Genomic DNA, 14,655 nt, shown 5'->3' with positions numbered 1-14,655 from the left:
CACGTCAGTGCATCCCGGCGAGGTACTCCGCCTGGCCGGGCAGCGTGTCCACCAGGGTCCGCGCCTGCTCGCGCACCCGGTCCAGCTCGCGCCGGGCGCGGCCGGGGTCCAGCAGGTCCAGGGCCGGCGGATGGCGCAGCGGAATGCCGCCGAGCCCCAGGGTCATGCACACATAGGAGTAGGGCTCAAAGGCGTGGTAGTAGGGGTAAGTGGTGTCGTTGTCGGGGAGTTTGCTCTGCCACTGTGCCAGGCGCTGTGCCATGCCCTCGGGCAAGGGGCGGTTCTTGGCATCCCGCCAGTAGTCGTTGTCCGCGCGGGCGGCGCCCCGGTAGTGCAGGACCAGGAACTCGCGCACTCCCTCGATGGCCCTTGCGGTGCCGAGGTTGTAGCCGTCGCGCAGCGCCTGGTTGCGGTCCCGGCCGGGGAAGTATCTGACGAGCTGTTCGATCGCATGCTGGATGAGGAAGATGCCGGTGGACTGCAGGGGTTCCACAAAGCCGGCGGACAGTCCGATGCCCACGCAGTTGTGGACCCAGGCCCGTCGGCTGCGGCCGATGCGCATGCGGATGTGGTTGGCCTCCAGTCCTTCGGCCGCAGGGCCGATGAAGCGGCGCAGCACCCGTTCGGCCTCCTGCGGTTCGCAGTAGTCCCCGGCGTAGACGTATCCGGTGCCGATCCGGTCGTACAGGGGGATCGTCCAGATCCATCCGGCGTCCTGGGCGGTGGCCGTGGTGCAGGGCCGGATGCCGTCCCGGGCGGTGTCGGCCGGGACGCGCAGGGCCACCGCGCGGTCGTTGGGCAGGGAGTCCTGGAAGGAGATGAACGGCTCGTCCAGGGCCTGGCCGAGCAGGCGGCTGCGGAAGCCGGAGCAGTCCACATAGAGGCCGGCCCGCAGCTGTCCGTGCCCGGCGGTCACCAGGTGGTCGATCCGGCCCTGTTCGTCGAGCCGGACGTCCACGACGTCGTCGACGATCCGGTGGGCGCCGCGCTTGACGGCGTAGCGGGTGAGGAAGTCGGCGAGGAGGGAGGCGTCGAAGTGGTAGGCGTAGGGGAACTGGGTGTTCTGCTCGGCCAGGGTGGTGCGGTAGAGGGGGCGGTGGGGGTCTTCGGCGAAGTCCTGCTCGAAGAGCCTGCCGTCAAGATGGCGGGGAGACAACTTGGCGTCGCAGAGCCAGGGGATCAGGAAGCAGTCCCGGTCGAAGTGGCCGGTCGGGCCGATCCGTTGCCACCAGTCGGTGAGGGGCACTCCGTCCACGATCCGCATGCGTTCGAACGGATGGTAGAAGTGTTCTCCCGGTGCCCGCCAGTTCTCCAGCCGCACCGCCAGTTTGTAGGTGCCGTTGCACTCCGGCATCCAGTCGGTCTCGTCGAGGCCGAGGTAGTCGAAGAAGTGCCGGACCGTGCTGAAGGTGGCCTCCCCCACTCCGATGGTGCCGATCCGGCGGGATTCCACGACCGTGACGTCGACGCTGTCGCCAAATGCCGCCCGCAGGTAGGAGGCGGTCATCCAGCCGGCCGTCCCGCCGCCCAGGATCATCACGCTCTGTGTCATGGTCCTTGACCCTAGGTTCGGACCCGGTGCGGCGCCCTCGGCAGATCTGACGGATCCCGGCGGGGCCGCGCGCCGAAGGGACTAGGCCGAACTGGCCGGTGGATGTGGGGAATGTGCCGGCAGGATGTGGCGGAATTCAGTGCCGCCAGGGGAGATGGTGCGCGGGAGGATGCTGATGGTCCGTTCGTCCGGTCCGGCCGACTCCGGGAGGGGAGCCCCATGGAGGACAGTCCCGGTTCCTTACGCGTCTTCCTGATCGACGACTGTGCTCTGGTCCACGCCGGGCTGCTGGATACGTTTCGGGACCATCCGGATCTGCGTCTGGTGGGCAGTGCGCGGGACGGCTCCACGGCGCTGGAGGCCTGTCTGGACTCCTCCTTGGACGCGCTCGTCGTCAACTCCTCCTGCCGTTCCCTCGACATCGTCCACCTGATCCACCGGGCGGCCCACTACTCCGAGACCGGTGCCTCCCGAATCCTGTTGCTGACCAATGACCTTGACGATGCCGTCTGTCTGGAGGCGAGCAAGCTGGGTGCCGGGGGCGTGCTGCTGGCCTGGGAGGCACCGGCCCATCTGGTGTCCGCCCTGCGGCTCATGGCCCGGGGGTACCGGATCTGTGCACCGGGCCTCGGCCGGCCGCCCGGTGCACAGCAGGTCCGGACCGCCCACCGGGAGGCGCTGGACCTGCTCACCCAACGCGAGCGCCAGGTGCTCCAGTTGATGGCGCGGGGGATGAAGAACGCGGAGATCGCCCATGAGTTGGTGGTCAGCGAGAGCACCGTCAAGACCCACGTCCAGAATCTGCTGGTCAAGCTCGGTCTGCGCAACCGGGCCAGCGCGGTGGCGGTCGCCTATGAACTGGGCATCAACCGGACGGCGATGGCCGGTTGAGCGCATGGGCGGCGGCCCAGGTCAGTCGCGGCCGGACAGCGCCAGGTGGACGCCCAGACCGATCATCACCACCCCCGCCGCCCCGCCGATCACGGAAAGGCGACGGGGCGAGGCGCCCAGCCAGTTGCGGGCCGTCCCGGCGAGCAGACCCCAGGACGCGTCGGAGACCAGGGCGATCGACACGCAGATCATCCCCAGCAGCAGGAGCTGTACCGGAACGCTGCCCCCGTCCGGGTCCACGAACTGCGGCAGCACGGCCGTGAAGATCAGCAGCCCCTTGGGGTTGCTGACGCCGACCACAAAGCCCTCCCGCAGGAGCCGGCGTGAGGTGGCCGGCCGCTGGTCCGCCGCCTGGCCGACCGCCAGGTGTTTTCGGTGCCGCCAGGCCTGGACGCCCAGATAGACGAGGAAGAGGGCACCGGCGAACTTCAGCACCGAGAAGACCAGCAGTGAACGTTCGACGATGTCGCCCAGTCCAAACGCCACCAGGACGACCTGCACCACCAGGCCCGCCTCGTTTCCCACCGCCGTGGCCACCGCGGCCCGTCGCCCCAGCGCGACTCCGCGGCTGACCACGAACAGGACGCTCGGCCCCGGCACGGCGATCAGCGTGGCCACCACGGTCACGAAGACGGCGAGCCGATCCCATTCCATCACCGGCTCAGGGTATCCACCGGGTGTGCTCGGGAACACCGTCGAGCCGTTAGCCTGAGGGCACAATGAACCGATTCTCCACCTCCTGGGGTGACCTCGATCTCACCCGCTTTCCCGAGGACCCCCGTGACCGGCTGCGCGCCTGGGACGCCGCCGACGAGTATCTGCTGCGGCACCTCGGGGGAATCGACGGCGAGCCCATCGGCCTGTCGGGCACCGTGGCCGTCGTGGGCGACCGATGGGGTGCCCTGGCGACGGCGCTCGCCGGACACCGCCCCGTGCAGATCAGCGACTCCTTCCTGGCCCAGCAGGCGACCCGGGCGAACCTGGCGCGCAACGGGTTCCCGGCGGACGCCGTGCGGCTGGTGTCCACCCGGGACGCCCCGCCGGAGGGGATCGACGTGCTGCTGATCCGGGTGCCCAAGAGCCTCGCGCTCCTGGAGGACCAACTGCACCGGCTCGCGCCCCGGGTGCACTCCGGCACCGTTGTGGTGGGTGCCGGCAAGGTCACCGAGATCCACACCTCGACGCTCAAGCTGTTCGAACAGCTCCTCGGTCCGACCCGGACCTCACTGGCGGTCAAGAAGGCACGGCTCGTCTTCTGCACGCCGGACCCCGGCCTCGTCCGGGGTGCCAACCCCTGGCCGCACCGCTACGCACTGCCCGCCGACGCCGGGGCCGCGGCGGGCCTGACTGTCGTCAACCACGCGGGAATCTTCTGCGCCGACCGTCTCGACATCGGCACCCGGTTCTTCCTGCACCACCTGCCGCAGCGCCACGGTCCCGAACGGGTGGTGGACCTCGGCTGCGGCAATGGAGTCGTCGGAACGGCCGCGGCGCTGGCCAACTCCCGGGCCGAGACGGTGTTCATCGACGAGTCCCACCAGGCGGTGGCATCGGCCCAGGCCACGTTCGCAGCCAATGTCACCACGGGGGCCAAGGCCGAGTTCCTGGTGGGCGACGGTCTGGCCGCGGTACCGGACGGCACAGTGGACCTGGTGCTCAACAACCCGCCGTTCCACACCCATCAGGCGACGACCGACGCCACGGCCTGGCGCATGTTCACCGGCGCACGCCGGGTGCTGCGCCAGGGGGGCGAGCTATGGGTCATCGGCAACCGGCATCTGGGCTATCACGCGAAACTCCGCAGGCTCTTTGGCAACTGTGCGGTTGTCGCGAGCGACCCCAAGTTCGTGGTGCTGCGGTCCGTCAAACGGTGAGGGTGCTGTGAGGGGTTTTGTGCCCCGGTCCCGCCCTTTCACCGTTTCTTCCGGGGGCAGGCCCCCGGGCCCCCGCAATGCGGCTCCGCCGCATTGTCCTCAAACGCCGGACGGGCTGATTTCAGCCCGTCCGGCGTTTGAGGACAGCACGCGCAGCGTGCTGCGGGTTTGGGGCGAAGCCCCAGGAAACGGTGAAAGGGCGGGACCGGGGCACAAAACCCTACCCCTCCCCCTCCGCACCCATCCGTTCACGGACGTTCGCGAGGATCTCGGCCGCATCGGGCAGCCCGGCCCGCTCACAGCGGGCGATCGCCGCGGTGAGCCGGGCGGCCGCCGCCTCGCGCGCGCCCAGTGCGTCGCCCTCGATGAGCGCGGCGACGCGCACCGCCTCCGCGCGGGGTGCCTCGGCGGGCGGCCCGCCCGGCTCATACGCGGATATGGCCCGTTCCATCTCCGCGAGTGCCCCGGCGAAGCGCTCGGCCCCGGCGAGGGCGCGGGCCCGCTCGTAGTGGGTGGCCCCGGCCTGGTACCAGTGGACAAAGTCGGCGCCGTCGGGCACCGCGGCCCGTACCGCGTCGCAGGCGGCGAGATGCTCCAGGGCCGTCTCCAGGCCTTCGGGGCCCCGCTGAGCCATCGTCAGGCTCGCGAGCTCACGCATCATATGGGCGACCGGGCCGGGGTTGGGCGCGTCCCGGTGTGCCACGGTGGCCTGTTCGCATGCGGACCGGGCGGCGTCCCAGCGGCCCGCCCGGGCCAGCGCAACGGCTGCCTCGGCGGCGGCCAGGGTGAGGACGGCCCCGCCCCCGTCCTCCCAGGCGGCCACGGTGCCGGCCAGGCGCAGGAACTCCTCGGCGGCTGCCCGGTGTTCCTCCAGTTCGGTCAGCCCGCGCCCGAGGTCGAGCCGGATCTGGGCGGCGAGCCGGGGGTTGAGGGCGGTGGCCGCGTCGTCCGGCAGCAGGGACTCCAACACCGCGACAGCATCGGTCCGTTGCCCGGACCGGGTGAGGGCATCGGCGAGTTCGAGCCGGAGCTCCGCCGCCCCGTTGGCATTGCCCTCCTTGTCGAGCCGGGCCGCGGCTTCGGAGAGGTGGCGGACGGCGCCGGAGAGGTCTCCGGCATGGGCGCAGGCGTGGCCGAGCAGCCCGAGGGTGGCGGTCACGGGGTAGAAGGCGTCGTCGTAGTGCGCGACGGTGGCCAGTGCCTGCTGCAGCAGGGGCACGGCCTCTTCGGCCCGGCCCTGTTGCAGCCGGACCTGGGCCAGTAGGCCTTGCGGCCGTGGGGTCCGCCAGGGCTGGTCCGCGGCCTGCAGGGCGTCCAGCGCCTGCCGCAGATGTGCGGCGGCCTCGTCGAGTTGGCCGGTGCCGGCCGCGACGCCCGCCCGGTACTGGTGGGCGACGGAGCGCTGGTGGGGCACGCCGAGCCGGTCCGCCTCGGCCAGCAGGGTCCGGGCCAGGGTGTCGAACCGTTCCCGGGCGGCCGGGGAGATGTCCGCCAGGTCCCGCATGACCTCGCTGTTCGCGGCGTGCACCTGGCACTGCAGCACCACCAGGTACTTCTGGGCGGCGGTGGCAGGGGCCTCGTCGGGCGTGCCGGCCGCCAGCAGCCGTTGCGCATCGCGCAGGGCCGCGTCCAGGGCGTCCCAGTGCACGGCCTGGGCGGTGGGCTCATCGAGGGAGGTGCCGGACGGGCAGGCCGCGCGGGCCCGGGCGGCCACCGCGTGCCAGGGCATGCCGATGCCCTCGAACAGCTTGGCGGCCTCGGCCATCGCGGCCCGTTCCTCGGCGGGCCGGTCCTGGTGGGAGGCGGCAAAGGCGCGTTCCTCGGCCAGTTCCGCCCGGAGACGGTCCCAGGGTCCCAGTGCGGGGTCATGGACGTAGTCCGGGGCACCGACCCGCTCGGCGATCCGCTTCCACAGGGCGGTGTCGCCCGGGTGTCCTTCGGCCGCCATGCTCCGGGCCCGGGCGACCAGGGTCGCCAAGTCCTCGGGGACGGGCGGCCGGAGGGCCGGCGCGGGCGTGCCGGGGACGGTGGTGGCCCGCAGTCCGAGGGGCAGCGGCTCGGCCGTCAGGGGTCGCCGGGCCAGCCGCTCGCGCCGCCGGTCGCCGACCTCGGTGGTGCCGTTGCGCGTGTCGAAGGCCTCGGCCAGTGGTCCGGCCTCGGTGGCGGCGTGGGCGAACAGTTCCCGGGCGGTCCAGGCGCGGCCGATCGGGCCGGGAACGGCCGTCGCGGCATGCCCGTCCTCGACGAGCCGGTGCATCAGTGCCTCGACGCCGGTGAGGAAGGAGAGGTGGGACCACGGGGCACCGGTGGCTTCGAACAGCGCCCGGTTCTCCGCCAGGATCTCCAGCCCGCGGCCCTCGTTGCGGGTCAGCGCGCAGAATTCCAGATGCAGGCCGATCTCCTCCGCCATGCCGGTCTTGCCCCGGGCGGCGCGGTAACCGGACAGGTGGTGGGAACGGGCCTCGTCGGCCCGTCCCTGCCGCAGCAGCGGCAGCAGCACATGGGCCTGGCTGATGCCGGGCTCCTCCCGGCAGGTGGCCTCGCCCTCGAAGACTGGCCGCCAGGTCTGCAGCGCCTGCCGGTCGTCGCCGGTGCGCACGTGGTGCAGGGCGCGGTGGCGGATCTCGCAGGCGTGGCAGTCGCTCAGCTCCGTGCGGGGCTGGGTGGTCCAGGCCTCGAAGTCGGCGCGGGCGTTGGTGCCGGTGTGGGCGGCGACCTCGTAGCGCATCGCGGCCACCGGCTGCTGTCCGTGGCCCGCGGCGCGGTAGCGGTCGCGCATCTGGTCGATCCACCCGTTGATCGCGGTCAGCGGGACGTCCGGTACCTGCAGCAGCGAGGTGGTCACCCACTTGAAGCGCCACAGGACCTGGCGGGCCTCCCAGTCGTCGAAGCTCTCCGGGGCGGTGTCCTGCAGCTGGAGGACGCGGGCGAACACCACCGGCGACTTGCGATACTCGCCGGTGAACTCATAGGCGGACATCAGCTCCAGCAGCGCGGTGACCAGCAGGCCGGGCTCGGGCAACTGCTCGGCCGCCTCGACCAGTTCCTCGGCGGCGACGGTGCGCTGCGGTCCGTACGGCCGCTCGGCGTTCTCGCGCAGCGCTTCGAGCACGGCGTCCGGGGTCTGCAGCATTACGCGTCCTTCCGGGGCCCGGTGGCGCCCTGGTCGTGCATGGCGTGGGTGAGCAGGCCGATGAAGGCCCGGTTGAGCAAGGCGCTCTCGGCGGCGCGCAGCGGGCGCCGGGTCAGCAGCAGCGCCTGTCCGTAGAGCGCCTCGGCGGCGGTGACGGCGAGCCCGCGTTCGGTGATCGTCGCGGCGCGGCGCACCAGCGGGTTGAGGTGGTTGAGGACCAGTTGGGCGCGGGGGGTCTCGGCCCGCAGGGAGCCGAGGATGTCGGCCCACAGTCCATCGCTCTGGCCGGCAAGTTCGGCCCGGGTCCGCTCATGGCGGGCCTCCCGGTTGTCCAGCAGCAGCGCGGGGGCGGTGACCGGCTGGAAGCTGCGCAGGACGACGTCGCAGTCGTACTGGCCGATCGCCTCGCGGGCCGTGGCCAGGAAGGCGGCGGCGGAGAGTTCGGCGGCGGGGTCGACGGGGTCCAGGTGCGCGGTGACCGTGTCGGGGTCCAGGTCGGTGACGCTGGTGCCGGGGCGGATCTCCGGCAGCCGGTGCACCAGGTCCCGGTCGTAGGTGTAGCCGCCGTTGATCACGCCCAGGCCCGCGGCGGCGGCGATGGGCGCGACCTGCCGGAACTCCTCGACGCTGCGGGTGACCAGGACGGTGGGGTGGGTCCGGGTGAACTCTTCCAGGGTGATGTTGCCGTCGGTGGTCTCGAACGGCAGCCAGGGCAGCAGCATGCGCAGCAGCTCGTCGTCGTAGCGGGCGAGTGCCTTGACGGCGAGGTGGTGGATGGTGATGAAGCGGTGCAGGAGGTTGGGGTCGCTGGCGGCGAGGCCGGTGAGCCAGTCGCGGATGCGTGCGCCGAGGGCGTCGCGGATCGCGGCCAGGGTCTCGTCCTCGTAGAGCCCTTCGCGGGAGGCGGTCGGGCGCAGGCTCGGGGTGTCGACGACACAGCGGACGAAGAACGCCCATTCCGGCAGGAGTTCGGTCGCCTGGTCGGACAGCAGCATGCCCTTGAGGTGCACCCGGTGGCCGGTGTGCCGGGAGGGGTTGACGGGGGTGGGCAGTACGTAGCCGACGCCGCGCAGGCCCGCGGCCGGCAGGTCGAGGTCGATGGTGTCCAGGGGGGTGAAGCCGAAGGTGGCGTCGCAGTACCGGGCCAGTGCCTCGGTGCGGGCGAGCGGCGAGGGGTGGCGGGCCTCCCAGGGCGGGGCCTCGTTGATCCGGGTGGTGCCGCCGTGCGGGTCGACGATGGTGACCTCGTGGCGCAGCAGGCTGCCGTAGTGCCGGGCCAGGGCGGCCACTTGGCCGGGCCGGGTCCATTCGCCGCTGTCGGGGCGCGGGGTGAGCCGTACGGTGGTGCCGGGCTCGGGCAGGGTGTCGGCGGGCAGGGTCCGGATGGTGTAGCGGCCGTCGGAGCTTCCTTGCCATTCCACGGTGGGTGCCCCGGGGTCGGTCGCGGACCGGCTGATGACGGTGATGTCGTCGGCCACCACGAAGCAGGCGAGCAGCCCGATGCCGAACTGGCCGATGAAGTCCCCGCGCGTCGCGTCGAGTCCGGTGCCGTCCAGGACTCCGTCGGTGACGCGCTTGGAGCTGCGGCCGATGGTGGCGAGGAAGGTGTGGACGTCGGCTTCGGTCAGGCCGATGCCGGTGTCGGTCACGGTGAGGGTGTCGCCGGTGCGCACGGTGATGCGGGCCGGGGAGCCGGGGGCCGCGGCCTGGCGTGCGGTGACCGCGTCGACCGCGTTCTGCAGCAGCTCCCGCAGATAGACCCGGGGGCTGGAGTAGAGGTGGCGGGACAGCAGGTCCACCAGGCCACGCAGGTCGACCTGGAAGGTGTGGACTGTCTGGGGGTGGGACACCTGGGGAACTCTCTCGGTCGACGGCTCTGCAGGGCCGTGGAACCACCACCCCCTGGAAAAGAATGATTATCATGGCGGCCGCCTGTGTCGCACCCGCAAAACCCCGGGACCGGGAGGCGTACGCGGTCAGCCGCTCCGGTGCGCGAAGCGGTCGGCCGCACGCCGGCCGCGGCTCTCGACGGGCAGCACCCCGGTGGCCGCGGCCAGCCCGGAGGGCGGCATCTCGGCGTAGATCGATTCATACGATCCCTCGGGCACGATGTACGCCTCGTGCCAGATCCCCACATGCTGACGCAGCTTGCCCTTGCGCTCCTTGCGGTTGATGATCGCCTGCACCCGGTGATGGAGCATGTCCGGTGCCGAGGCGTATGCGTAGAGCTTCTCCTTGGACTCCCAGTACTGGAGCACGTAGTACGTACGCGGCGATCCGGTCAGCAGAATGTGCCCGAGCAGCCCCCGGCTCCCGTCCTTGGCCAGTTCGCGGAGCAGGCGCGGCATGGCCAGCAGCACCGGTACCCAGTGGTGCACCGCCCAGAAGTGGTTGATGCGCATTCCGAGCAGCAGCACCACCACGTCTCCTTCGGCGGCTGCGGTGGTGCGGCCCGGGATCGGTTTGGCGGACATGCTGCCTCCAAAGCACTTGTTGGATAACGGAGTTATCCATGGGCGATGCTTGGATAATGGCGTTATCCGAGGAGGGGCACAAGGGATGCGGCTGACGGAGTTGAGCGAACGGAGTGGCGTCTCCACCGCGACGATCAAGTACTACCTGCGGGAAGGGATGTTGGCGCCGGGCCGTCGGATCGGTGCGACGACGGCCGACTACGACGAGCGCCATCTGCGCCGACTGCGGCTGGTGCGCGCGCTGATCGAGGTCGGCCGGCTCCCGGTGGCCACGGCCAAGGAGGTGCTGGGGCACATCGACGACGAATCGCTGGGCCGGACGATCCGCCTCGGCGCGGCGCTGTGGGCGCTGCAGCAGGGACCCGATCCGGACGACGGGGACGAGTCCGTGGCCATGGCCCGCCGCGAGGTGGACCGGCTGTTGCACACCCTGGGCTGGTCGACCGCCCGGGAACTGGGCGATCTGGCCCCCGACCACCGTTCGCTGGTGGTGGCGGTGGCCACGCTCATCCGGCTCGGCTACCCCTGGGACGCCGAGCTGATGGCACCGTATGCCCGGCTGATGCACCAAGCGGCCGTCCGCGACCTGGACTTCATGGAGAGCCATGCCTCCGAGGCGGAGCAGGCGGAGACCGCCGTCGCGGCGGCGATCCTCTTCGAGCCGGTGCTGCGGGCGCTGCACCGGCTGGCCCAGGAGGAGGAGTCGGCCCGGCGGTACGGGCTGTAGGGCGTGTCCGATGGGCCGCCCGGTTCAGACGGCGGACGGTGTGCGGACCCGCTCCGGATCCACCGCCCGTTCCGGTGCGCTCGGGGGGATCGGCCGGGGTGCCGGTCGGCGCACCGCGGCGAGGGCGACGCCGGCCAGCACGGTCAGGCCTCCGACGCCCGCCATGGGGGCGGGCAGCGCGCCGAGCAGCACCGCGTCCAGGGCCAGGGCGGCGACCGGCACCGCATAGAGGACAAGGGAACTGGTGGACGCCGAGGCCGCGTTGAGCACCCGCGACCAGGTGCAGAAGGCGAAGACCGTACAGCCGAGGCCGAGCCATAGCACCGCGGCGCTCTGCTGCCAGCCCGCCGCGACCACCTGACCGGCCGCTCCCGGGGCGAAGGGCAGCAGCGGGAGGAGCCCGAAGAGGCTGCCGTAGAAAATGCAGTCCATGCCCGAATAACGGCGCAGCAAAGGCTTTTGCAGAATAAAGGAGGTCGCCTGGGCGGCCGCCGCAAGCACGACCATGAGCATGCCCGGCCGCGATCCGCCGCCGCCTCCGCTGGTCACCGCGACCACCAGTGCACCGCACAGGGCCACACCGAGGCCGGCGACGCCCCAGGCCCCGGGGCGTTCCCGCAGCACCAATACGCCGAGCAGGGTGGCGAATACCGGGGAGGTGGCCACCAGCATCGCCGCCGTTCCGCCCTCGACATGACGCTCGCCCGCATAGAGAAGCAACTGGTAGGCGGTCATACCGGTCAGCCCGAATCCCGCCATGCGCAGCAAATCGCCGCGCCGCAGTCGGCTGATGCGGCCGGTGCAGAGACAGGGGAGCAGCAGCACCACGGCGAACACCAGGCGCAGCACCGCCATATCCGTCGGGGAATAGCCGTTCAGCGCGATGCGAATCGCCGGAAAGGCCGATCCCCACAGGATTGCTGTCGCGGCCATGAATGCCCAAGGAGTCGCCGCTTGGCGCTCGCCCGCCACGGAGGTACCGCCCATCGGTCGGAGAAGCGAAGAGGGCAGGAAATGCGGCCCTCTTCGGATACCGATGAAGCTACCTACATTTTCCCCATAAGTCGAATAAAGAATTTCGACAGAACCTCAAAGGATTTCTTTGGGGAATTCTTTCTCACCAGGGGCCGAGGGGGACCAGATAGGGGCCGACGGCGTGCCAGTCGTGGCCTCCGTCGGCGACCCGGTGGAAGAGATGCCCGCAGTACCAGGCCACCAGGTCCTGCCCGTTGATGTCCTCCCGGTTGAGGTAGGCGGCGAGTCCGTCGTCGGCGGCGCTGCCCTGCCTGCCGTGGCGGTCCTCGCTGTCGTGGTGGCGCAGCAGCCAGAGGTCGGCGTGGGAGAAGGCGTCGGCGGTGCCGTCGTTGGGCCCGGGGAGCAGATGGTATCCGCGCCCGCTGTCCAGGCCGACCACGGCCCAGCTGCGGCCGGAGTGCGGATTCTTCACCCGGCTGGTCTCGGTGGGGAAGGGGTGCCAGCCGGTGCCGAAGCCCTCGTCCGCCGCATAGGAGTTGTACTCCAGGGCGAGGTCGCGACGGGCGCCGTCGATGTCGAAGTCGAAGCGCCAGTAGGTGTGATGGCGGTGGTCGAAGGGACACTGCAGGCCCGCACTGAAGAGCCTGGGCATCACCACGCCGTTGGTCCAGAAGACCCAGCGGTGGGTCAGCCGGTAGGCGCCGATGGTGTGGTACGAATCCAGGCTCAGGGCGCGCTCACCGCGGTCGGCGTAGGAGTAGACACACACCCGGACCCGGGGGCAGCGGGTGGTCGGGTGGGAGTTGTCGTAGTTCAGGGGGTCCTTGTACGGGCCGCAGGGGCCGTTGTACTGCACGCGCAGCGAGGGCAGGCTGGCCTTGGCGAAGACCTGGTGGCCGCGGTACGCGGCGCGGAGGATCACGATGCCCTCCTCGTCCGGCGCGTCGGCCAGTCGCCAGTCGAAGGACCACAGGGGCCGGTCGGCGGGCCAGGCGATGCGGCCGGACTCACTCATCGCCGCCACCTCCCGGGTCCAGCACCCGCTCCTCACCGAGGTCCACGACGACCCGCACCCGGGGCAGCCGCCGGTCGGCGGGGCCGAATCCCACATAGGCGCGGCGGTGGCCGTGGTGTTCGTCGCCCTCGGCGACATCGCTGGTGAGCAGGACCATGGGCAGACAGTCGGCGGTCAGCCGACGGGCGACCTCGGGGTGGGCCCGGGCGATCTCGGTGGCGCGCTCGATCTCGGCGCCGGACAGGCCCGGCTGTGCCGCGCTCGTGGTCACTCCGGTGATGACGGGGGGTGCTCCGTCCTCGAGCGAGATCTCCAGCGTGTGCCGGTCGGTGTGGTCGTAGACCAGGGCGACCAGGGTGGGCGCGGTGCGGCTCTTGCCGTCGGTGCGGGCGCCGACCCCGAGGATGACGCTGCGGTGGCCCTCCAGTGCGGACCGGATCCGCTCGTCGGCCGCCAGCGCCGGGGCGACCCGGCCCAACAGCTCCTCGCCGACGGGCCCGGCCGTCCGCTCGCAGGTCACGGGCTCGGCCGGGGAGGGTGGGGCGCCGGCGCCGGGGATGTCCCGGATCGCGGGCTCGACAACCGGGGGGAACTCCCTGAGATCAGGTCGTCCCGGTGGTGGGCCGAGTCGGATCGTTGGCATGGAACACCCTCCCCTCCCGGAGCGCCGGCGCCACACTTCGCGACCGTGCAACTCCGATGATTCCAGAGTGCATTCACCCAGTCACCCACGGTAGCCAGTGAGTTGGTGTGCGGGCCGTCCGTGCACGCCCCGGCGCACATGGAGGGGCGCATCACCGGTCAACTCACCTTGTGGAGACGGCTGTTCACGCGGGCGCCGCGCGCTCCTCCGCCGGCCGCCGGTCCGGGAAGCCGACGATCCCGGCCACACATTGGGCCGGGTCCTCGCCTGCGCACTCCCAAGTACCCCAGGCCGAAGGCCTTCAGCGGCAGCATGCGGGCGAGCAGTGGGGTTCGTGCCGGGCGTCCGCGTCCAACAGCTCGGTCCGGTAACGGAATTCGGCGTCCATCCAGGGGACGGCTGTTCGCGGGCGACACCGTGCCGTGCACCAGAGCCAGGCCCGGCCCGGAGCCGGTGCGATCATAGGCAACGGTGGCCTCGCCACTACTGAGCATTTCCGATCTACGCCCTGGCGAGTGAAGATCGCTTCCGGTTGAGGGGAAGAACGCGTGCAGGACATCGGCGCTCGGTTCGGACTGATCCGTAGCCGGTCCAGTACGCGCCGCCAGCGTTTGAGCTCGGCGAAGGGGCGCTCGGCGGCGGCACGGAGTCTGGCGTGGTCGGTGCTGGCCAGCTTCTCCCAGCCGTTGTTCCCTTGTCCGGCGGCCATTTGACCAGGGTGCGGACGGTTCCTCCGGCACCCTGGTACCCGGAGTCGGCAGTGGTCTCTGCACCTGCCGCGGTGATGGCTTCGATGATGCCGTCGGCGCGTGCGGCGCTCAGGTCGTGCGTGGAGCCGGGCCGGGCTTCGCCGGGGAAGACCAGTTCGCCGTCAGTGGTGCTCGGGCCCTGGACATTCACGCCGTGGTCGTGGTGATTGCCGCTGTACAGCGGGCCGAGATTGGCCTTCCAGTAGCAGGCAGCGGTCCATGCCGGAGGCGGCGATAGCCTGTTCCAGCGTGGGCGCGAGCTGGGCCAGGGCGTCCACGGCTTCGTTGACGTAGCGTCAGGCTGTATCAGTGGAGGCTCCGAAGTGTGCTGCGAGCTGGGCAAAGGGTCGCCCTTGGCGAACCAGACAATGTCATGACGGCCTGGTCATAGGAGGTCAACGCCCGCCAGGAAACGAGGTCGTCGGGAATGTCGAGGGTGGCACGAATAGGTGATCACGAAGCTCCTTGCTCCGCTCCGCAGGATGGTTGCCCCCCTGCAACGACAGGGAGCTTCCTGCGCCACGGGCCACCGCGTCACCCGAACCGGCGGTGATCAGAAGAGCTCAATGAAGGTTTCTCATCCTGTGCCGCAGGGGTGATGATGGTGCGGACGAGGGCGTAA

General features: G+C 71.0%; 12 protein-coding genes. 3 read left to right on the top strand and 9 right to left on the bottom strand.

Going from position 1 to position 14,655, the window contains the following annotated elements; genetic code table 11:
- Window positions 1-4: 4 nt before the first annotated feature.
- A complete protein-coding gene (locus tag ABCR83_RS23530; protein WP_462697133.1) occupies window positions 5-1,552 on the bottom strand; it encodes a tryptophan halogenase family protein in 1,548 nt (515 codons plus the stop codon).
- Between the two features lie 219 nt (window positions 1,553-1,771).
- Between ABCR83_RS23530 and ABCR83_RS23525 the strand changes: the two genes are divergently transcribed.
- Complete coding sequence (locus ABCR83_RS23525) at window positions 1,772-2,443, top strand: response regulator transcription factor (RefSeq protein WP_462697132.1); 672 nt, start codon at window positions 1,772-1,774, stop codon at window positions 2,441-2,443.
- Window positions 2,444-2,464: 21 nt separating this feature from the next.
- Here the strand turns inward: ABCR83_RS23525 and ABCR83_RS23520 are convergent, their stop codons facing one another.
- Complete coding sequence (locus tag ABCR83_RS23520) at window positions 2,465-3,097, bottom strand: LysE family translocator (protein ID WP_462697164.1); 633 nt, start codon at window positions 3,095-3,097, stop codon at window positions 2,465-2,467.
- A gap of 65 nt (window positions 3,098-3,162) precedes the next feature.
- Here ABCR83_RS23520 and ABCR83_RS23515 point away from each other — a divergent pair, with 65 nt between their 5' ends.
- Window positions 3,163-4,317 (top strand): methyltransferase, encoded by a 1,155-nt coding sequence (locus ABCR83_RS23515; protein ID WP_462697131.1) that lies wholly within the window; start codon window positions 3,163-3,165, stop codon window positions 4,315-4,317.
- Window positions 4,318-4,537: 220 nt separating this feature from the next.
- Here ABCR83_RS23515 and ABCR83_RS23510 read toward each other — a convergent pair whose 3' ends face one another.
- From ABCR83_RS23510 to ABCR83_RS23500, 3 genes are all read right to left on the bottom strand, one after another.
- The gene (locus tag ABCR83_RS23510) at window positions 4,538-7,450 is read right to left on the bottom strand and encodes a hypothetical protein (RefSeq protein ID WP_462697130.1); all 2,913 of its coding nucleotides are present in this window, start codon (window positions 7,448-7,450) and stop codon (window positions 4,538-4,540) included.
- Window positions 7,450-9,300, bottom strand: coding sequence for an HSP90 family protein (locus ABCR83_RS23505; RefSeq protein WP_462697129.1), 1,851 nt, complete (start codon window positions 9,298-9,300; stop codon window positions 7,450-7,452). The genes ABCR83_RS23510 and ABCR83_RS23505 overlap by 1 nt, the downstream gene beginning before the upstream one ends.
- Window positions 9,301-9,426: 126 nt before the next feature.
- On the bottom strand, window positions 9,427-9,924 hold the full coding sequence (locus tag ABCR83_RS23500) for a DUF4188 domain-containing protein (protein WP_462697128.1): 498 nt from the start codon (window positions 9,922-9,924) through the stop codon (window positions 9,427-9,429).
- An 85-nt stretch (window positions 9,925-10,009) separates the two neighbouring features.
- Here ABCR83_RS23500 and ABCR83_RS23495 point away from each other — a divergent pair, with 85 nt between their 5' ends.
- Window positions 10,010-10,651, top strand: a complete 642-nt coding sequence (locus ABCR83_RS23495; protein ID WP_462697127.1) for a MerR family transcriptional regulator — start codon at window positions 10,010-10,012, stop codon at window positions 10,649-10,651.
- 24 nt (window positions 10,652-10,675) lie between these two features.
- On the opposite strand, the gene ABCR83_RS23490 is transcribed toward ABCR83_RS23495, so the two are convergent.
- The 4 genes from ABCR83_RS23490 to ABCR83_RS23475 all read right to left on the bottom strand — a co-directional run bounded on the left by ABCR83_RS23490 (window position 10,676) and on the right by ABCR83_RS23475 (window position 14,376).
- The gene (locus ABCR83_RS23490; RefSeq protein WP_462697126.1) at window positions 10,676-11,584 is read right to left on the bottom strand and encodes a DMT family transporter; all 909 of its coding nucleotides are present in this window, start codon (window positions 11,582-11,584) and stop codon (window positions 10,676-10,678) included.
- A 184-nt stretch (window positions 11,585-11,768) separates the two neighbouring features.
- Entirely contained in the window at window positions 11,769-12,641 is an 873-nt protein-coding gene (locus ABCR83_RS23485) for a hypothetical protein (RefSeq protein WP_462697125.1), read from the bottom strand.
- Window positions 12,634-13,284: a hypothetical protein gene (locus ABCR83_RS23480; protein ID WP_462697124.1), complete on the bottom strand. Its 651-nt coding sequence runs from the start codon at window positions 13,282-13,284 to the stop codon at window positions 12,634-12,636. The genes ABCR83_RS23485 and ABCR83_RS23480 overlap by 8 nt, the downstream gene beginning before the upstream one ends.
- 501 nt (window positions 13,285-13,785) lie before the next feature.
- Window positions 13,786-14,376, bottom strand: coding sequence for a transposase family protein (locus ABCR83_RS23475; protein WP_462697123.1), 591 nt, complete (start codon window positions 14,374-14,376; stop codon window positions 13,786-13,788).
- Between the last annotated feature and the right edge of the window lie 279 nt (window positions 14,377-14,655).

It is taken from the genome of Streptomyces xingningensis, from assembly GCF_054957865.1.
The sequence above is the reverse complement of the archived record's forward strand: the minus strand, read 5'-3'. Positions and strand labels throughout refer to the sequence as shown.